Raw genomic sequence first — 19,825 nt, 5'->3', positions numbered from 1 at the left:
ATCTTCTCTTTCCTGTTGGGTCGCATCGGTTTGGGTATCCCCCGAATAGCCCGAAACGCAAACACCCGCCACATTGGGCGGGTGTCAAACCTGTCATCAGGCCGGTTTGGTCGTCTGGCTTAGCCGTAGACGGATTCCTTACCGAAATGTTTGGTGAGCATATAGTAAACCACAGCGCGATACTTGTTGCGCTCGGATTTACCATAGGTCTCGATCACCTGATTGATCGCATCCATCAAGGCCGGGCTGTCTGCGAGGCCCAGCTTCTTGACGAGGAAATTGGTCTTGACGGTTTCCAGCTCGCTCTCCTGCGACGCGGCCACGGTCGATGCGTCGGCATTGTAGATCGCCGGGCCACAGCCGATGGTCACTTTTGTCAGCAGGTCCATATCCGGCGTCATGCCGCATTTATTGCGCAGATCGTCCGCATATTGCGCGATCAACTCGTCCCGTTTACCCATGAATTTTCTCCCAAATGTCCGGCAGCAGCGCCGGTCTAATGAACGTCCAGCCCCGTTTGGCTGGGCTTACCCTAGCCAAGGAGCCTATCTCCTCAAAGGGAAATCTTGGCGGCTTCTCCCCTTGAGGCAAAGCGCCCGCGTTCAGGGAAAGACAACGCCTTCGCGGGCACCATGCTGGGTCCGCTTGTCGAGAACCTTATCCTGATTGGCCCATTTCTTGATCAGAGCATCGCCATTGGCGCATTTGCCCTTCTCGATTTCCTGCGCCGCGTTGATGCCGTGCTGGCCGTGTTTCTGCTCATGTTTGCGCAGGGCCGCGACCATGCTCTGCCAGCGTTTGCGCAGCGCCGGGTCGAGCTTGGCCTCGTTGCGATGCTTGGGCATGGTATAGGTGATCGCCACCGAAAGCTGACAGCTGCCGGTCCATTTCACATACCAATCGGTATAGGCCCAATGCCCGTTCGGGCCGCGTGCCTTCATCTGCTGGAGTATCCCCTCGGCGGTCACCGCATCGACACTATAGGTCTTTTCCGTCACCGCGACCCGGGGCTTGGCCGCAGAGGGCTGCGCCCAGGTCAGCATGACACCGACCAGGGCGCAGGTAAGAAGGGGCTTAGTAGCGATAATGCTCCGGCTTGAAGGGACCATCGACATCGACTCCGATATAGGCGGCCTGATCCGCCCCAAGCTTAGTCAGCTTGACACCGATCCGGTCGAGGTGAAGCCGCGCCACCTTTTCATCGAGGTGTTTCGGCAAGATATAGACATTGTTGTCATAAGCTTCGCCACGGGTCCACAATTCGATCTGCGCCAGAACCTGGTTGGTAAAGCTCGCCGACATCACAAAGGACGGGTGGCCGGTGGCGTTGCCGAGGTTGAGAAGACGCCCTTCGCTGAGCAGGATGATCCGCGCGCCCGAGGGCATCTCGATCATGTCCACCTGGTCCTTGATGTTGGTCCATTTGTGGTTCTTGAGGGCGGCGACCTGAATTTCATTGTCGAAATGGCCGATGTTGCCGACGATCGCCATATCCTTCATCTCGCGCATATGTTCGATGCGGATGACGTCCTTGTTGCCGGTGGTGGTGATGAAGATGTCGGCACTGTCGACCACGTCTTCCAGAACCACCACTTCGAACCCGTCCATCGCCGCCTGCAGCGCACAGATCGGATCGACCTCGGTGACCTTGACGCGCGCCCCCGCGCCACGCAGCGACGCGGCCGAGCCCTTGCCCACATCGCCATAGCCGCAGACCACGGCGACCTTGCCCGCCATCATCACATCGGTGGCGCGACGGATGCCGTCGACGAGGCTTTCCTTGCAGCCGTATTTGTTGTCGAATTTCGACTTGGTGACAGAGTCATTGACGTTGATCGCCGGGAAAGGCAGCTGCCCCTGTTTCACCAGCTCATAGAGACGGTGCACCCCGGTGGTGGTCTCTTCCGACACGCCCTTGATCGCGTCGCGAGTCTTGGTGAACCAGCCCGGCGTTTCCGCCATACGCTTCTTGATCTGCGCCTTGATCACCGCCTCTTCGTCCGATTGCGGCACGGGGATGATCTCCTCGCCCGCCTCGGCCCGCGCCCCCAGAAGGACATAGAGCGTGGCATCGCCGCCATCGTCGAGGATCATGTTCGCGCCCTCGGGGAACTGGAACGACTTGTCGACATAGTCCCAATGCTCTTCGAGCGACTGGCCCTTGATCGCAAAGACCGGCACGCCCGCCTCGGCAATCGCCGCCGCCGCATGGTCCTGGGTCGAGAAGATGTTGCACGACGCCCAGCGCACATCCGCGCCCAGCGCCACCAGCGTCTCGATCAGAACGCCGGTCTGGATCGTCATATGCAGCGAGCCGGTGATCCGCGCACCCTTGAGCGGCTTGGCCGTCCCATATTCCTCGCGCAGGGCCATCAGCCCCGGCATCTCGGTTTCCGCGATATCCAGCTCCTTGCGCCCAAAGGCGGCAAGCGAGATGTCCTTGACGATATACTCTCCGGCCATGTTCTGCTCCATTCCGGTTAAACCAACTTGCCTTGGCCCTAGCATCCCATGCCGGGGCTGGCAATCTGGGACAACCGGATCGGCCCATATGGCCGCATGGCTGTGGTTTCCGCCCCGCATTCGGGCGGTCAATCCTGCGTAAACAGGCCAGTCTTAACGGGCCAGCCTGATCGGGCCAGCCTCATCGGACCTGCGCGATCAGCTCGGCGTGCCACGGCCCGCGGCGGGCTCGGGCTTGGCAAAGAACACATCGGTGCCCACCGCCAGAACACAGCTGATCCCGTTGGAGCGGGTCATCAGAATGGTAAAGGTGCCGGTCTCTTCCGAGGTCCAGAGCTCGACCACCGATTTGTCGCCCTCGACCTCCTGCAATCCGCCAACCTGAAGCTGTTCGAGATATTTCTTTTCCAGCGAGGTGACCATATCACCGCGCTTGCCACAGGTGGCCGCCGCCGCTGGCGTGGCCAAACCCAGGATCAGGGCTGCGCCCAACACTCTCTTGAACATGGCGTCTTCCTTTCATACTGCTTTGCCTCTGAAAGGAGCGCATGACGAGAAAGGGTCACCGCCCCCCTCGTTTGTCTGACCTGATCACAATTCGGGCGGCCCGGTTGCATCCGGGCTCTCCCTCTTGGCAACATGCGACCGGGACAGGGTTACAGGCTGCGTCGAGAATGTGGCCAAAAAAAGGCAAGCCCGCCAAAAGGGCGGGCCACAGCAAAGGAAACCGCATGGCACCTGCCTTCAGAGCGTGGCAAAGAATGCTGTCAGGGCGCAGGCTCGACCTGCTCGACCCGACCCCGGTCGATATCGAGATCGAGGATATCGCCCATGGGCTCGCCTTCGTGGCGCGCTGGAACGGGCAGACGCTGGGCGATTTCGCCTATTCCGTGGCCGAACATTCGCTCTTGGTCGAAACGCTCTTTCGCCGCATCGCGCCCTCGGCCCCGCCGCGCTGGCAGATGGCGGCGCTGCTGCATGACGCGCCGGAATATGTGATCGGCGACATGATCTCGCCGGTGAAACACGCGGTCGGCCCGGGCTATGAAGAGCTCGACCAGAGGCTCACCGCCGCCATCCATATCCGCTTTGGCCTGCCCGCCCAGATCCCCGCCAGCGTCAAGAAACAGATCAAGCGCGCCGACCGGATCAGCGCCTGGATGGAGGCGACGCAGATCGCCGGCTTTACCACCGCCGAGGCCAACAAGTTCTTCGGCCGCCCCCGCCCCGAGCTGATCGAAGGGCTGGAACTGCACCTGCGCCCGCCGGTCGCCGCCCGTCAGGACTACACCTCCCGTTTCGGCGAATTGCAGCGCGCCATGGGCTAGCCCCGTGGACGCGGCGCCGCATCGGGCCTATCCTGACCTGCCTCGTATCGGAGCCCGGATCATGCGCCTCTTCCTCGCCATCGCGGCTCTGCTGGCCAGCGCCGCCATGGCCCATGCCAATATCAACAGCTGCCAGAGCCTGTTCAAATCCGCTCCCCAGAGCCTTGGCGGCCACGCCTTGACCAAACGCGAGAACCTCGAAAAGCTCGAAAGCGGCGCGGGCTACCTGCTGCAATACACACGCCACAAGGCCCAGCGCGCCTCGATCTTTCTCTATGACCGCGGCCGCAGCACATTCTCCACCGACGATCTCGCCACCGAGCTTTCGGTCTCGGCGAGCCAGATCTACCAATTGCGCGCCCAAGGCCGCAACGTCACCGATGGCGATGTCTTTTTCGACCGACCCAAGAAGGCCACCAAAGGGCTCTTCGGCCTGGCCTTCATCTATATGGAATATGACGGGCGCACGCAGCAGAACGACTATATCACCCTCGGCGTCGCCGACGGCTGCCTGGTCAAGCTGATCTACTCCTCGCCCGGCGCCCGCGTCTGGTCAAACCGCCGCTTCGACCGGCTGCTCGACGATCTGCTGCGCTCTATCGCCCAATAGGGCACGTGACCGCGCCTCTTTCTGGTGTCAAATACCCAAAATCCCCCGCCTCAGCGGGGCGAGCGTTTGGCGAGGATGCGCTGCAGGGTGCGGCGATGCATGTTGAGCCGCCGCGCCGTCTCGCTCACATTGCGATCGCAGAGCTCATAGACCCGCTGGATATGCTCCCAGCGCACCCGGTCCGCGCTCATCGGGTTTTCGGGCGGCGGCGGCAATTCATCCCCCGTCGCCAAGAGCGCATTGGTGATGTCGCGCGCATCGGCGGGTTTCGACAGGTAATCCGTGGCGCCGATCTTGACCGCCGCCACCGCCGTGGCAATCGCGCCATAGCCGGTGAGCACCACGATCCGGCAATCGGGCCGCTTTTCGCGCAGCACCTCCACCACGTCGAGCCCATTGCCATCGCCGAGCCGCAGATCACAGACCGCATAGGCCGGCGGGCGGGCGGTGGCGATGGCCTTGCCCGCGGCAACCGTCTCGGCGGTCTCCACCTCAAAGCCGCGCTTCTCCATCGCCTTGGCCAGACGGCGCAGGAACGGCTCGTCATCATCGAGCAGCAAGAGCGAGCGATCCTCTCCGATTTCCGCCAATTCCTCTGACATGCCCTGCGTCCTTTGCTGGATACGGTTGATAAAGGCTACTCTGCCCGCCCGACCCGGTCAAACCCGGTCGGGTGGCGGCAGCTACTGCGCCTCAGTCCCTAGCTCTGACCGACGAAACAGGCGGTCTTCTCCGCCATGTCCTCGGCGCTCACTTCGCGGCGGAAAAACTCGACAAAGCCGGTCTCGGGCAGGGTCAGATAGGTGAATGTCGAATGATCCACGAGGTAGAAATCCTCCTGACCCGCCTCGGCGGGCTGCGCCTTGTAATAGGTGCGGTAGGCCTGGCTCGCCGCCTTGACCTGCGCCTCGCTGCCGGTCAGGCCGATCATCTTGGGATGCAGGAAATCGGTATATTCCGCCAGCACCTCGGGCGTGTCCCGCTTGGGGTCGATGGTGATGAAGATCGGCTGCACCTCGATGCCGCGCTCGGCGAGCATATCCACCGCCTCGGCATTGCGCGCCGCATCGAGAGGGCAGACATCGGGGCAGAACGTATAGCCGAAATAGATCAGCGACGGCTTGGTCAAGAGCGCCGCGCTGGTCACCTCGGTGCCGGTCTCGTCTACAAGGGTGAAGGGCCCGCCGATCTGATCGGCGCCGCCGGCCACCGACGAGGCCCCGCAAGAGGCCAGATCACCCCCCCGTCCCTTGGTCAGAAAATAGGTGACCCCAAGCACGATCGCGATGGTGCAGGCGGCCAGCACGGCTATGAAACGGGTCATGTCTGTCTCCGTGGACAAGAGGGAAGTCTGGGCAATGTCGTTCGACTGTGGCACATCTAAGCCATCACCGCTGGGTTGCAACGGGACAAAAGTGCGCAGATGGACAGCTTGCTGACGGCCGCCACCGGGCCAGAGACCCTGGGCCACTGGATTCGCCTGCGCACATTGGTTCTGCTGCGCTGGTGGGCGGTATCCGGACAGATCGCCGCATTGGTGATCGGCCATCTTGCCTTTGATCTCGTCTTCGATGTCGGGCTTTGCTTTCTGGTGATCGGCGCCTCGGTGATCTCGAACCTCGCGGTCTCGCTGGTCTATCCGGCGACCAAGCGGCTCAACGAGCCCGAAAACCTCCTCTTCGTGATGTTCGACCTCGTGCAGCTCGGGCTCATGCTCTACCTGACCGGCGGGCTCAACAACCCGTTCTCGATCCTCGTGGTCGGTCCGGTGATCGTCTCGGCCTCGTCGCTCTCGGCCCGCTCGACGATTTTCCTAGGCCTCACCGCCATCGCCATCGTCACCGTGCTCTTGTGGTTCAACGTGCCGCTGCAAACCGCGCAGGGGTTTGAACTCATCATGCCCGAGCTGTTTCGCGTGGGCTTTTGGTTCGCGCTGGTGATCGCGGTGATCTTTCTCGGCGTCTATTCACGCTGGGTCGTGTCGGAAATGCACGCCATGTCCGACGCGCTGCAGGCCACGCAGATGGCCCTCGCCCGCGAGCAAAAGCTCACCGATCTGGGCGGCGTGGTCGCCGCTGCAGCGCATGAGCTGGGCACGCCTCTGGCCACGATCAAACTCACCAGCTCGGAGCTCGCTGACGACCTGCCCGACGGCAGCGACGCGCGCGAGGATGCGCTCCTGATCCGCGAGCAGGCCGACCGCTGCCGCGACATCCTGCGCTCGATGGGCCGGGCTGGAAAGGACGATCTGCATCTGCGCCACACGCCTCTTGGCGCACTGGTCGAAGAGGCGGCCGAGCCGCATATGAACCGTGGCAAGACCGTGCTCGTGGAACATCGCGCCGATGATGCCACCGGCCAACAACCGATGGTGCAGCGCCGCTCCGAGATCATCCACGGTCTGCGCAACCTGATCCAGAACGCGGTGGATTTCGCCGCCGACACCGTCTGGGTCGAGAGCCGCTGGGACGCCGACCGGATCACCCTGCGGATCATGGACAACGGGCCGGGCTATCCGCCGCATATGCTGGGCCGGATCGGCGATCCGTTCATGCGCCGCCGCGCCATGCCCTCCGACTGGCTGCGCCCGGAATATGAAGGCATGGGGCTCGGGCTCTTTATCGCCAAGACATTGCTCGAACGCTCTGGCGCGGATCTGAGCTTTGCCAATGGCGTCGATTCCTTTGCCGCCGGGCATCGCAAATCGGCCCGCTCCGGCGCCTTTGTCGAGGTGAGCTGGCCGCGCGACCGGCTCGAAGCCGAGCCGGATCAGGCCCGCGCCGCGCTTGGGGAAAATCAGCCGATCTCGCGCTGAGCCACACAACCTGCGGGTGTTAACGACTTATTCACTATGATTGGCGAGGCTGCGGCGAGTTTGACGCAGCAACGGCCAGCCCATGACTTTGACCTATCTCACTTGGATCACCATCACCGCCACGGCGACCGCCACGGTCTGCCTTGTGCTCTATCTCGTCGCGCAATTGCCCAGACGGGCCCATGCGCTGGCTGGCCATGATCGCGGCGCGCCCCCCCGGTCGAGCGACGAAACGGTGTTTCTCTTCAAGGGCTCGGCGCTGATCGACACCGACCGCTGCAGCGCGCCGACCCCCTCCGCCGAAACCTTCGACTGGGCCGCGTTTCGCCGCTGGCTCTTGCCGCGCTTCGCCGCAATCCCCGACATCCCCTCGATGATCGACGCCCCTTCCGAGATTGCCGCGCGCGACGATCCCGCCGCCCGGCTGATCTTTGAACCCGGCCCGGAGGACAGCAACACGCTGCGCGTCCGGCTCCGCGATGCCGGGCTCTCCGACCCGTCGCAGCGCCATGAATTGCGGCTGCAAATGCTCACCGGGCTCACCCATATCGCCCAGACCCGCGATTGCCCCTATCCGCTGTGGCGGCTCGATCTCACCGGGCGGATTCTCTGGCGCAACGCCGCCTGCGACAGCCGCTTCGAGGCGCTGAGCGATATGCCACTGCCCGGCCCCGGCGAACGGCGCAACGATCAGGTCAGCCTGCGCAACCCGCTCAACATGGGTGAGGATTGTTTTGAAATCCACACCATCGCCCAGCCCGACGGCTTTGCCCGCTACGCGATCGAAACCACCCGCGTCCGCACCGCCGAGGCGGCGCGCGTCGATTTCATCCAGACCCTGACCAAGACCTTCGCCCATCTCACCGTCGGGCTCGCCGTGTTCGACCAGCGGCGGCAATTGGTGCTGTTCAACCCGGCGCTCACCGATCTCACCCGGCTGCCGCCCGAATTCATGGCCACCCGGCCCAGCCTCAACGCGTTTTTCGACCGGCTCCGCGACGGCCATGTGATGCCCGAGCCGCGCGACTACACCGACTGGCGGCGGCAGATCGACGACATGCTGAGCAGCGCCGAAGACGGGCTGTACCAAGAGACCTGGTCGCTGCCCTCCAATGTCACCTACAAGGTCACCGGTCGACCCCATCCCGATGGTGCAGTGGCGTTCTTTTTCGAGGACATCAGCGCCGATGTGCAGCAATCGCGCCGCCACCAATCCGAGATGAGCACCCGCGACGCGATGATCGAAGCGCTCGATCAGGCGGTGATGATCGTCTGCCCCGACGACCGGATCAGCCTGTGCAACTCGGCCTTCCGGCAGCTGGTGGGCATCGCCCCCGACCGCGCCCTGACCGATCTTCGGCTCACCGAGGCGCTCAAATCCGGGCAGGCCGAAATGCCCCACCCGCGATTCTGGAAAGAGCTGAACAAGCTCATCCGCACCACCAAGACCCGTGGCAGCCTCGGCCAAGGCCCGATCCTCGACGACCGCCCTCTCGCGGCGCGGGTGCGGCGTCTGCCAGATGGCGGGCGGATGGTGCTCATCGGCCCCGAGGACGGCACCGCGCTGGCGCTCTCGGCCTGAACCACCACGCCTGACCCGCATCTCGCGGTTGAAGCCGCCGGGCAGAGGTGTAGTGTCGCGCCATGAGTGACATGGCGCGACATATCCGACTTTCCGACCCCGAGGCGACCGCGGCGCTGGCCCGTCGCCTCGCCATGCATCTGCGGCCCGGCGACACGCTGTTGCTGAGCGGCCCGATCGGCGCTGGCAAGACCCATTTCGCCCGCGCCCTGATCACCGCGCGGCTCGATGCGCCCGAGGACATCCCCTCGCCCACCTTCACTCTGGTGCAGACCTATGACACCGCGGCGGGCGAGATCTGGCACGCCGATCTCTACCGGCTCTCCGACAGCAGCGAACTGGTCGAGCTCGGCCTCACCGACGCCTTCGAGACCGCCATCTGCCTCGTCGAATGGCCCGACCGGCTTGGCCCGCTTGCCCCCGCACACGCCCTGCGGATAGAGTTCAGCCCCGAGGGCTCCGAGGACGCCCGGATCGCCACGCTTGGCTGGTCCGGACCGCGCTGGGCCCTGGTTCTGGAAGAGGTGACCGCCGAATGACACGCGACGACGCGCTGGCCGATTTCGCCGCCCGCATGGGCTGGCAAGAGGCCACATGGGTAACGGTGGCAGGCGACGCCTCGAACCGGCGTTACATGCGCCTGACCCGCCCCGAGGGCGAGACCGCGATCCTGATGGACGCCCCGCCTGACCGGGGCGAAGACGTGCGGCCTTTTATTCGCATCGCCGAATATCTCTGCGCCCAAGGGCTGAGCGCGCCGCGCATCCTGCACCGCGACATCGAGGCCGGGATGCTCTTGATCGAAGACCTTGGCGACGATCTTTTCGCGCGGGTCCTGACGGAACAACCGGCGCTCGAAAACAGTCTCTATTCCGCCGCAACCGACGTGCTTTTGTCCCTGCACGAGCGTCCCGCGCCCGCCGATCTCGCGCCCTATGATGTGGCTTTGATGGCCGATATGGCGGCGCTGGCCCATGATTGGTACGCCACGGGCCTTGGCCGCGCGGACGCCGAGGCACGCACCCGCCTTCACAGCGCCATGGGTGACGCGCTGACGCCGCTCGACGGGCTCGATGCCGTGCTCATTCAGCGCGACTACCACGCCGAAAACCTGCTCTGGATGCCAGAGCGCGACGGGCTCGCCCGCGTCGGACTTCTGGATTTCCAGGACGCAATGCGCGGCCACCGTGCCTATGATCTCGTGTCGCTCCTGCAAGACGCCCGCCGCGACGTGCCCGAGGCGACCGAGGCCGCGATGATCGCCCGCTATCTCGACGGCTGGGGCGGCGATGCCACCGCCTTCACCGCCGCCTATCGCGCCCTCGGCGCCCAGCGCAACCTGCGCATCATCGGCGTCTTCGCCCGGCTCTGCCTGCGCGACGGCAAGCCGCATTATCTCGACTTCCTGCCCCGCGTCTGGACCTACCTGATGCGCGATCTCGACGCGCCCGAATTGGCCGCGCTGCGGGCCGCCGTCACCGACCTCCTGCCGCCCCCCGATAGCGGCGCAATCGACAGGCTCCGGGCGCAATGCAGCTCGATGTGATGCTCTTTGCCGCCGGGTTCGGCACGCGGATGCGCCCGCTGACCGACAGCCGCCCCAAGCCGCTCATCGACGTGGCCGGCAAACCCCTGCTCGATCATGCGCTCGACATCGTCCGCGCCGCGCCGCATCGCCGGATCGTGGTCAACAGCCACTATCTCGGCGATCAGATCGCCGCCCATCTGCGCGGCCAGGACGTGGCAATCTCTCATGAGGCGGATCAGATCCTCGACACCGGCGGCGGGCTCAAGGCGGCGCTGCCGCTGCTGGGCGCGCCTCAGGTCGCCACGCTCAACACCGATGCGGTCTGGACCGGGCCGAACCCGCTCGCCACCGCCCTCGCCGCATGGCAGCCCGCGCAGATGGACGCGCTGCTGCTCTGCCTGCCCGCCGAGAATGCCATCGGCCATCAGGGACCCGGCGATTTCACCCTCGATGCCGAGGGACGGATCAGCCGTGGCGGCCCCCTCGTCTATTCCGGGCTGCAAATCCTCAAACCCGGCCTCGTCGCCGACCACCCCGGCGCGGTCTTTTCGCTCAACGCGGTCTGGGACCGGCTGATCGCCTCGGGCCGCGCCTATGGCACGCTCTTCCCCGGCCAATGGTGCGACGTCGGCCACCCCGGCGGCATCGCCGAGGCCGAGGCGCTCTTGCGAAAGCCCCGCGATGTTTGAGCCCCAGGACAGCCCCCGCCTCTTCGGCCTGCCCCCCGGCGTCGATTACAGCGCCGAGCTGCTCGCCGGTCTGCGCACGCGGCTCGAAACCCAACCGCCCGAGGCCATGGCCCGCGTCACGCTCATCGTGAACACCCGCAAGATGGCCAAACGCCTGCGTCAGCTCTGCGACAGCGGGCCGGACATGATCCTGCCGCGCATCTGCACCCTCGCCAGCCTCGAAAGCGTCTGGCCGCTGCCCGGCCTCCCCGACGCCATGCCGCCCCTGCGGCGCAAGCTCGAACTGGCGCGGCTCATCTCCGCCCTGATCGACCGCGCCCCCGATCTCGCGCCGCGCTCGGCGCTTTTCGATCTCGCCGACAGCCTCGCCGGGCTGATGGACGAGATGCATGGCGAAGGCGTCGACATGGACGCCATCGACGCGCTCGACATCGCCGATCAGTCGGGCCATTGGGCGCGGCTCAAATCCTTCCTCGCCATCACCCGTGATTTCGACGACCGCGACGATTGCCCCGGTGCCGAGGCCCGCAACCGTCTGGTGACCGAGGCTCTACTCGCCCGCTGGCAGGCGGCACCGCCCCAAGGCCCGGTGATCCTTGCAGGCTCCACCGGCTCGCGCGGCACGACCCAGATGCTGATGCAGGCGGTCGCCGCCCTGCCCCAAGGCGCGGTGGTGCTGCCGGGGTTCGACTATGACATGAGCGACAGCGCCTGGAATGCGCTCGAGGACCGGCTCGGCGGCGAGGATCACCCGCAATACCGCTTCCGCGCGCTGCTCGATCAGCTCGGCCTCGCGCCCACCGCCCTGCCCCGCTGGACCGAGACCGCCCCCGCCTGCCCGCCGCGCAACGCGGTGCTCTCCATGGCACTGCGCCCCGCGCCGGTCACCGATCAATGGCGCTCCGAGGGGCCGCTGCTCACAGGGATCCCCGAGGCGATGCAGGGCGTCACCCTGCTTGAAGCCCCGTCGCGCCGGACCGAGGCGCTGGCCATCGCCATGCGCCTGCGCGAGGCGGCCGAGGCGGGCACCCCCGCCGCGCTCATCACCCCCGACCGCGATCTGACGCGACAGGTCACCGCCGCGCTCGACCGCTGGCGCATCCTGCCCGACGACAGCGCCGGCACGCCGCTCCACCGCACCGCGCAGGGCCGCTTTCTGCGCCATGTCGCGGCGCTGATGACCGAGCGGCTCTCGACCGAGCTGCTGCTGACGCTGCTGAAACACCCGCTGACCCATGCGGGGGCCGACCGTGGCGCCCATCTGCGTCTCGCGCGCGAACTCGAACTGCATCTGCGCCGCAAAGGCCTGCCCTTCCCCGATCACGAGGCAATCACCACCTGGTGCGCCGCGAAACCCGAGGAACGCCAGAGCTGGTGCGACTGGCTCGGCGACACGTTCCTCGCGGGCGACCTGCCGGGCAGCCATCCGCTGCCCGCGCTGGCCGCGCATCACAGCGCCCTCGCCCGCCGCATCGCCTGGGGCAGCACCCCGGGCGCGGACTGGCCGCCGAGCTGGAGCGATCCGCTGCTGACCCCCGCCGGACCGCAAAGCCTCGCCGTGCTCGACGAGCTCGCCCTCCACGGCCCCCATGGCGGCCCCGCCAGCGCGGTGGATTTCGGCAATCTCCTGCAAAACCTCCTCTCCTCCGGCGAGGTGCGCAGCGCCGAACGCGCCGATCCGCTGATCCGCATCTGGGGCACGATCGAGGCCCGCGTGCAGGGGGCCGAGCTGATCATCCTCGCCGGTCTCAACGAAGGCAGCTGGCCGGAAACCCCCGGCCATGATCCCTGGCTCAACCGGGCGCTGCGCAAACAGGCGGGGCTCTTGCTCCCCGAACGCCGCATCGGCCTCGCCGCCCATGACTTCCAACAGGCCGCCCTCGGCCCAGAGATCTGGATCACCCGCGCCGTGCGCAATGACGAGGCCGAAACCGTGGTCTCGCGCTGGCTCAACCGGCTGCAAAACCTGCTCTCCGGCCTGCCCGATCAGGGCGGCGTCGCGGCGCTCGACGGCATGCGCGCCCGAGGCAAGGCCTGGCTCGACCGCGTGGATCAGCTCGAAGCGGTGACCCCCACCGCCCCCGAACCGCGCCCCGCCCCCTGCCCGCCGCGCGCCGCCCGGCCTTCGCGGCTCTCGGTCACCGCGATCAAGCGGCTGATCCGCGACCCTTACGCGATCTACGCCCGTCACGTCCTCGGCCTTTCCGCCCTGAACCCGGTGCAGCGGGTGCCCGACGCGCTGATGCGCGGCAACGCGCTGCATGATGTGCTCGAACGCTTCATCACCGAGACCCGCGACGACGACAGCGGCGTCACCGTGGCGCGGCTCATGCGCATCGCCGACGAGGAACTGGCGGCACAGGTGCCCTGGGCCCAGACCCGGATGCAATGGCGCGCCCGGCTCGAACGGGTGGCCGACGGTTTTGTCGCGGATGAGCTGGCCCGCCGCACCGTCGCCCGCCCCGCCGCGCTCGAGATCGCCACGCGCGGCACCCTGCCCGCGCTCGGCTTTACCCTCACCGCCAAGGCCGACCGGCTCGACGTCACCCCCGATGGCAAGGTGATGATCTATGACTACAAGACCGGCACGCCGCCGAGCGCCAAGGAACAGGAATTCTTCGACCGTCAGCTCCTGCTCGAAGCGGCGCTGACCGAGAACTTTGGCTGGGAGAATTTCGGCGCCGCCCCGGTGCTGCGCGCCGCCTATATCGGGCTCGGTGCCAAGGCGGGCGAGCTCGATGCGCCCTTGGAAGACCTCAGCCCCGCCGACACATGGGCGCAGCTGGCCGAGCTCATCGGCGCCTATATGCAACCCGACAAGGGCTTTGTCTCGCGCCGCGCCCTGCAAAAGGCCGAGGATGTCGGCGATTACGACCAGCTCGCCCGCTATGGCGAATGGACGCTGGCCGATGATCCGGTCCCGATCGCGCTGGAGCTTCCCGATGGATGACGCCACCCGCCGCCAGATCGACGCGGCCCGCCCGGATTTCTCCACATGGCTCTCGGCCAACGCCGGCTCGGGCAAGACCCGCGTGCTCACCGACCGGGTGGCGCGGCTGCTGCTCGCCGATGTGAACCCGCAAAATATCCTCTGCCTCACCTATACCAAGGCGGCGGCGAGCGAGATGCAGAACCGGCTGTTCCAACGGCTCGGGGCCTGGGCGATGCTGCCCGACGCGGACCTGCGCGAAGAGCTGCGCAAGCTTGGCGTCGATGCCGTCATCGACGATCTGCCGCTGACCAAGGCGCGCCGCCTCTTTGCCACCGCCATCGAGACCCCGGGCGGGCTGCGCATCCAGACGATCCACTCCTTCTGCGCCGCGCTGCTGCGCCGCTTCCCGCTCGAGGCGGGCGTCACGCCGCAATTCACCGAGATGGACGACCGCACCGCCGCCACCCTGCGCAGCGATGTGGTCGAAGAGATCGCGCTCGGCCCCGACGCCGCGCTGCTCCGCGATCTGGTGAGCTATTATTCCGGCGACGATCTCGACAAGCTCTTGCGCGAAATCCTCGGCAAGCGCGATCAGCTCATGGGCACTCCCGATCTCTGCGCGGCGCTTGGCCTGCCCGCCGGGGCCGACCGTACCACGATCACCTCGCGCGTGTTCTTGGGCGGCGAAGACGCGCTCTTGGCCGAACTGATCACCGGCCTGCGCAGCGGCGGCAAGCAGGACGCGACCCATTGCGACCGACTGTCGTCGCTCGGGCCGCTCGACATCACCGCGCTGCCGGTGCTCGAATCCGTCTTTCTGACGGGGGCTGCGGCCAAGGAACCCTTTACCGCCAAGCTCGGCAAATTCCCGACCAAGGCGGCCCAACCCGCCATCGCCCATATTCAGCCCCAGCTTGATGATTTCATGCGCCGCGTCGAAGACACGCGCGACATGCGCTGCGCCGTGATGACGCTGGAAAAGACCCAAGTGCTCTACGGCTTTGCCCGCCGCTTCATCACCGCCTATGACGCGGCGAAACTGCACCGGGGCCTGCTCGATTTCGACGATCTGATCACCAAGACCCGCGATCTGCTCACCGATCCGGCGGTCGCCGAATGGGTGCTCTTCCGGCTCGACGGCGGCATCGACCATATCCTCGTCGACGAGGCGCAGGACACCAGCCCGACTCAATGGCAGGTGATCAGCCAGCTCGCCCAGGAACTCACCAGCGGCGCCGGAAGCCGCTCTGACCGGCCGCGCACCGTCTTTGTCGTGGGCGACAAGAAACAGTCGATCTACTCCTTTCAGGGCGCCGACCCCCGCGCCTTTGACGAGATGCGCGATCTCTTCGACGAGAGGCTCGCCCATTCCAACGCGCCGCTCGCCTCGCGGGTGCTCGAACATTCCTTCCGCTCCTCCTCGGCGGTGCTCGACGTGGTGGATGCCACCTTTGACGGCGCGGGCGAGGCCGGGTTTTCCGCCGATCAGCGCCACATCGCCTTTCACGACGCCCTGCCCGGCCGCGTCGATCTCTGGCCGCCGCTGGACAAACCCGAGCGCCCCGAAGACCCGCCTTGGTACATGCCGGTCGACATCCGCGCCGAGAACGATCCCGCCGTCCTCCTGGCCGAGGAAATCGCCGCCCAGATCGACCAGATGGTGCGCACTCGCCAACCGATCCCCGATGGTAAGGGCTGGCGCGCCGTGACGCCGGGCGACGTGCTCATCCTGGTGCAATCGCGCACCCGGCCAATCTTCAACGAGGTGATCCACGCCTGCAAGGCGCGCGGCCTGCCCGTCGCCGGGGCCGACCGTCTGCGGCTCGGCGGCGAATTGGCGGTGCGCGACATCTGCGCGCTGCTCTCCTTCCTCGCCACGCCCGAGGACGATCTGTCGCTCGCCACCGCCCTGCGCTCGCCGCTCTTTGGCTGGTCGGAACAGGATCTCTTTGCCCTCGCCCAGCCGCGCGGCGGCAAATATCTCTGGCAGGCGCTGCGCGACCGGGCCGAGGCCTATCCCGACACGCTCGCCATCCTCACCGATCTGCGCGATCAGACCGATTTCCTGCGCCCCTATGATCTCATCGAACGGGTGCTGACGCGTCATGACGGGCGCGCACGGCTCCTGTCGCGGCTGGGCCACGAGGCCGAGGACGGGATCGACGCGCTCCTGGCGCAATCGCTCGCCTTTGAACGCGCCGCGGTCGACAGTCTCACCGGTTTTCTGGTCTGGATGGAACAGGACGATCTCGAGATCAAACGCCAGCTCGACAGCGCCGGCGACCTCATTCGCGTGATGACCGTGCATGGCGCCAAGGGGCTCGAGGCCCCGGTGGTGATCCTGCCCGACACCACCAAGCGCCGCCCGCCGCAGGGCGCGTCCCTCCTCGCCTCGCCCGAGGCTGCCTTCTGGCGTCCGCTCGCCGCCGAACTGCCCGCCGCGCTGCGCACGCTCGACAGCGACAAGAAGGACGCCGAACGGGCCGAACGCGACCGGCTGCTCTATGTCGCCATGACCCGGGCCGAGAAATGGCTGATCGTCGCGGCGGCGGGCGACACCGGCACGGATCGCGACAGCTGGCACAGCCAGATTGCCGAGGGCATGACCCGCGTCGGCGGCTCTGACGCGATGTTCCCCACCGGTCAGGGCCTGCGCGTCGAACGCGGAGATTGGGGTGCAACAGTGCCTGATATGGCCGCCGAGAGCGCCCCGGTCCCAGCCCCGCTCGCCGCCCATTTCGCCCAACCCGCCCCGCGCGGCACCCTGCCCAGCGCCCCGCTCACCCCGAGCGACCTGCCCGGGCCCAAGGCGCTCGCCGGTGAGGCCGGCCGCGACACCGACACCGCCCTGCGCGAAGGTCGGCTCTTGCACGCGCTGCTCGAACATCTGCCCGCGCTCGACCCCTCTGATCACCCGCGCCTCGCCGCCGATCTCGCCCGCGCCGAGGAGATGCCCGACGCCACGCCCTGGCTCAGCCTCGCCACCGCGCTCATCGCCAACCCCGATCTGGGGCAGATCTTCGGCCCCGACACGCTCGCCGAAGTGCCGCTGAGCGCCACCTTGCCGGAGCTTGGGAACCGCCGTTTTCACGGCATCATCGACCGGCTGCGCATCGCCCCCGATCACGTGCTGGCGGTGGATTTCAAATCCAACCAGGTGATCCCCGCCACGCCCGAGGCAACGCCCCTTGGCATCCTGCGCCAGATGGGGGCCTATCGCGCCATGCTCTCGCGGATCTACCCGGATCGGCGGATCGACACCGCTATCCTGTGGACCCATAGTGGGTCACTGATGCCACTCCCACACGATCTGGTGATTAACGCCTTCGACAGCACGGTCCTGCCTTGACCTTCCCGGGGGCCGTACCTACCCTTTAGGACAACGCAAAACTTCCCTCAGGAGCATTCCGATATGGCCACCGTAGCCGTTACCGACGACACGTTCGACGCCGAAGTGAAAAATTCAGACATCCCCGTCGTGGTGGATTTCTGGGCCGAATGGTGCGGCCCCTGCAAACAGATCGGCCCGGCTCTGGAAGAGATCGCCGCCGAGATGGGTGGCAAGGTGAAAATCGCCAAGGTCGATGTCGACAGCAACCCGAACTCCGCCGCTCAGATGGGCGTGCGCGGCATTCCTGCGCTGTTCATCTTCAAGAATGGCGAAGTGGTCTCGAACCGCGCTGGCGCCGCCCCCAAGGCCGCACTCCAGAGCTGGATCGAAGAGTCGATCTAAGCGCTTAAACCGCTTGTTTTCACGGGTCTCGCCAGTGGCGGGGCCCGTTTCTTTTGGCGGCTCACCTTGCCCCGTTCGCGCAATTCCCCCATATGGGTCTCAACGGATTGAGGAGGCATTCATGCAACGCGAGGAATTTCCCGGCTGGCACGGCACCACGATCATCGGCGTCCGCAAAGGCGGCGAGGTGGTGATCGCAGGCGACGGTCAGGTGAGCCTCGGCCAGACGGTCATCAAAGGCTCTGCCCGCAAGGTCCGCCGCCTCTCGCCCGGCGGCTTTGACGTGGTCGCGGGTTTTGCCGGATCGACCGCCGATGCATTCACCCTGCTGGAACGTCTCGAGGCCAAGCTCGAGGCCAGCCCCGGCCAACTGCAACGCGCCAGCGTCGAGCTCGCCAAGGACTGGCGCACCGACAAATACCTGCAGAAACTCGAGGCGATGCTGATCGTCACCGACGGGCAGGATCTCTATGTAATCACTGGCGCGGGCGATGTGCTCGAACCCGAACATGACGTGACCGCGATCGGCTCTGGCGGCAATTTCGCCCTCGCCGCCGCCCGCGCCATGATGGACAGCGACAAAAGCGCCGAAGAGGTGGCCCGCGCCGCCATGGCCATCGCCGCCGACATCTGCGTCTACACCAATGGAAACCTCACGGTCGAAAGCATTTCACGCTGAGTTAGAGCCTGATTTTCGCCCAAGACCCTGCCAGAGGAGCACCCCATGACCGACCTGACCCCCCGCGAGATCGTCTCGGAACTCGACCGTTTCATCATCGGCCAGAAAGAGGCCAAGCGCGCCGTCGCTGTCGCCCTGCGCAGCCGCTGGCGGCGCAAGCAGCTCTCCGAGGATCTGCGCGACGAGGTGTTTCCCAAGAATATCCTGATGATCGGCCCCACCGGCGTCGGCAAGACCGAGATTTCCCGCCGCCTGGCGAAACTCGCCCGCGCGCCCTTTCTCAAGGTCGAGGCCACGAAATTCACCGAGGTCGGCTATGTCGGCCGCGATGTCGAACAGATCGTCCGCGATCTCGTCGACAGCGCCATCGCCATGACCCGCGATCACATGCGCGAAGACGTCAAGGCCAAGGCCCATCACGCCGCCGAAGAGCGGGTCATTTCCGCCATCGCCGGCGAGGACGCCCGCGAAGGCACCCGCGAGATGTTCCGCCAAAAGCTCAAGAAGGGCGAGCTCGACGACACGATGATCGAGCTCGACCTCGCCGACACCTCCAACCCGTTCGGCATGATGGACATCCCCGGCCAGCCCGGCGGCCAGATGGGCATGCTCAATCTCGGCGACATGTTCGGCAAGGCGCTCGGTGGCCGGACCAAGCGGCAGCGGATGAGCGTCGCCGAAAGCTATGAGATCCTGATCGGCGAAGAGGCGGACAAGCTTCTCGATGACGAGACCGTCACCCGCGCCGCCATTGAGGCGGTCGAGGAAAACGGCATCGTCTTTCTCGACGAGATCGACAAGGTCTGCGCCCGCGCCGACGCCCGCGGCGCCGATGTCTCGCGCGAAGGGGTGCAGCGCGACCTGCTGCCGCTGATCGAAGGCACCACCGTCTCGACCAAACACGGGCCGGTGAAAACCGACCATATCCTCTTCATCGCCTCCGGCGCCTTCCACGTGGCCAAGCCCTCGGACCTGCTTCCGGAACTGCAGGGCCGGCTGCCGATCCGGGTCGAACTGCGGGCGCTCACCGAAGAGGATTTCGTGCGCATCCTGACCGAGACCGACAACGCGCTCACCCGTCAGTACGAGGCGTTGATGAGCACCGAAAACCTCACCGTGCGTTTCACCGAAGACGGCATCGCCGCCATCGCCCGCATCGCCGCCGAGGTGAACCGCTCTGTCGAAAACATCGGCGCGCGGCGGCTCTACACGGTGATGGAACGGGTCTTCGAAGAGCTGAGCTTCGTCGCCCCCGACCGCTCTGGCGACAGCATCACGGTCGACGCCGGCTTCGTCGAGGACAACCTGGGCGAACTCGCACGCTCCGCCGATCTGAGCCGCTACGTGCTCTGATCCTCTCCAGACCTGACCGTTTCAAAATGCCCCGCCGTGCCCTTGGTCCCGGCGGGGTTTTCACATCTGCGCGCCCATTTCGGCGACACTCAGCGCACGCTCCGGTCACGTTT

At 66.1% G+C, this 19,825-nt stretch carries 18 protein-coding genes; 12 read left to right on the top strand and 6 right to left on the bottom strand.

Annotated features, from left to right (window positions below; genetic code table 11):
• Positions 1-119 precede the first annotated feature (119 nt).
• The 4 genes from ISM_RS06835 to ISM_RS06820 form a co-directional block, all read right to left on the bottom strand.
• A complete protein-coding gene (locus ISM_RS06835; RefSeq protein ID WP_009813402.1) occupies positions 120-461 on the bottom strand; it encodes a DUF2853 family protein in 342 nt (113 codons plus the stop codon).
• A gap of 141 nt (positions 462-602) precedes the next feature.
• On the bottom strand, positions 603-1,043 hold the full coding sequence (locus ISM_RS06830; protein WP_009813401.1) for a DUF922 domain-containing protein: 441 nt from the start codon (positions 1,041-1,043) through the stop codon (positions 603-605).
• A gap of 31 nt (positions 1,044-1,074) precedes the next feature.
• The gene (gene ahcY, locus ISM_RS06825) at positions 1,075-2,463 is read right to left on the bottom strand and encodes an adenosylhomocysteinase (protein WP_040618367.1); all 1,389 of its coding nucleotides are present in this window, start codon (positions 2,461-2,463) and stop codon (positions 1,075-1,077) included.
• Between the two features lie 198 nt (positions 2,464-2,661).
• The gene (locus ISM_RS06820) at positions 2,662-2,970 is read right to left on the bottom strand and encodes a hypothetical protein (protein WP_009813399.1); all 309 of its coding nucleotides are present in this window, start codon (positions 2,968-2,970) and stop codon (positions 2,662-2,664) included.
• A gap of 224 nt (positions 2,971-3,194) precedes the next feature.
• Between ISM_RS06820 and ISM_RS06815 the strand changes: the two genes are divergently transcribed.
• On the top strand, positions 3,195-3,791 hold the full coding sequence (locus ISM_RS06815; RefSeq protein ID WP_040618366.1) for an HD domain-containing protein: 597 nt from the start codon (positions 3,195-3,197) through the stop codon (positions 3,789-3,791).
• 61 nt (positions 3,792-3,852) lie between these two features.
• Positions 3,853-4,401 (top strand): hypothetical protein, encoded by a 549-nt coding sequence (locus ISM_RS06810; RefSeq protein ID WP_009813397.1) that lies wholly within the window; start codon positions 3,853-3,855, stop codon positions 4,399-4,401.
• 50 nt (positions 4,402-4,451) lie between these two features.
• On the opposite strand, the gene ISM_RS06805 is transcribed toward ISM_RS06810, so the two are convergent.
• Together ISM_RS06805 and ISM_RS06800 are read right to left on the bottom strand one after the other, a co-directional pair.
• The gene (locus tag ISM_RS06805; protein ID WP_009813396.1) at positions 4,452-5,003 is read right to left on the bottom strand and encodes an ActR/PrrA/RegA family redox response regulator transcription factor; all 552 of its coding nucleotides are present in this window, start codon (positions 5,001-5,003) and stop codon (positions 4,452-4,454) included.
• A 98-nt stretch (positions 5,004-5,101) separates the two neighbouring features.
• Positions 5,102-5,725 carry an SCO family protein gene (locus tag ISM_RS06800; RefSeq protein ID WP_009813395.1) on the bottom strand — a complete coding sequence of 208 codons (624 nt, stop codon included), beginning with the start codon at positions 5,723-5,725 and terminating at the stop codon, positions 5,102-5,104.
• Positions 5,726-5,824: 99 nt separating this feature from the next.
• On the opposite strand from ISM_RS06800, the gene regB reads away from it, so the two are divergent.
• The 10 genes from regB (at position 5,825) to hslU (ending at position 19,712) form a co-directional block, all read left to right on the top strand.
• A complete protein-coding gene (regB, locus tag ISM_RS06795; protein WP_009813394.1) occupies positions 5,825-7,216 on the top strand; it encodes a sensor histidine kinase RegB in 1,392 nt (463 codons plus the stop codon).
• Between the two features lie 82 nt (positions 7,217-7,298).
• The gene (locus tag ISM_RS17695; protein ID WP_009813393.1) at positions 7,299-8,798 is read left to right on the top strand and encodes a PAS-domain containing protein; all 1,500 of its coding nucleotides are present in this window, start codon (positions 7,299-7,301) and stop codon (positions 8,796-8,798) included.
• Positions 8,799-8,860: 62 nt separating this feature from the next.
• A complete protein-coding gene (gene tsaE / locus ISM_RS06785; protein ID WP_009813392.1) occupies positions 8,861-9,337 on the top strand; it encodes a tRNA (adenosine(37)-N6)-threonylcarbamoyltransferase complex ATPase subunit type 1 TsaE in 477 nt (158 codons plus the stop codon).
• Positions 9,334-10,344 (top strand): aminoglycoside phosphotransferase family protein, encoded by a 1,011-nt coding sequence (locus tag ISM_RS06780; protein WP_009813391.1) that lies wholly within the window; start codon positions 9,334-9,336, stop codon positions 10,342-10,344. Before tsaE ends, ISM_RS06780 begins: the two co-directional genes overlap by 4 nt.
• A complete protein-coding gene (locus ISM_RS06775; RefSeq protein ID WP_009813390.1) occupies positions 10,329-11,015 on the top strand; it encodes a nucleotidyltransferase family protein in 687 nt (228 codons plus the stop codon). The genes ISM_RS06780 and ISM_RS06775 overlap by 16 nt, the downstream gene beginning before the upstream one ends.
• Positions 11,008-13,965 (top strand): PD-(D/E)XK nuclease family protein, encoded by a 2,958-nt coding sequence (locus ISM_RS06770; protein ID WP_009813389.1) that lies wholly within the window; start codon positions 11,008-11,010, stop codon positions 13,963-13,965. Before ISM_RS06775 ends, ISM_RS06770 begins: the two co-directional genes overlap by 8 nt.
• A complete protein-coding gene (gene addA, locus ISM_RS06765; protein ID WP_254655657.1) occupies positions 13,925-17,296 on the top strand; it encodes a double-strand break repair helicase AddA in 3,372 nt (1,123 codons plus the stop codon). The genes ISM_RS06770 and addA overlap by 41 nt, the downstream gene beginning before the upstream one ends.
• Before the next feature lie 63 nt (positions 17,297-17,359).
• Positions 17,360-17,680 (top strand): thioredoxin, encoded by a 321-nt coding sequence (gene trxA, locus ISM_RS06760; RefSeq protein WP_009813387.1) that lies wholly within the window; start codon positions 17,360-17,362, stop codon positions 17,678-17,680.
• A gap of 121 nt (positions 17,681-17,801) precedes the next feature.
• Complete coding sequence (gene hslV / locus ISM_RS06755; protein WP_009813386.1) at positions 17,802-18,359, top strand: ATP-dependent protease subunit HslV; 558 nt, start codon at positions 17,802-17,804, stop codon at positions 18,357-18,359.
• Between the two features lie 45 nt (positions 18,360-18,404).
• Positions 18,405-19,712: an ATP-dependent protease ATPase subunit HslU gene (gene hslU, locus ISM_RS06750; protein WP_009813385.1), complete on the top strand. Its 1,308-nt coding sequence runs from the start codon at positions 18,405-18,407 to the stop codon at positions 19,710-19,712.
• Positions 19,713-19,825: the final 113 nt, after the last annotated feature.

It is taken from the genome of Roseovarius nubinhibens ISM (assembly GCF_000152625.1).
Classification (GTDB): domain Bacteria; phylum Pseudomonadota; class Alphaproteobacteria; order Rhodobacterales; family Rhodobacteraceae; genus Roseovarius; species Roseovarius nubinhibens.
This window is presented reverse-complemented; position numbering and strand designations above follow the sequence as displayed.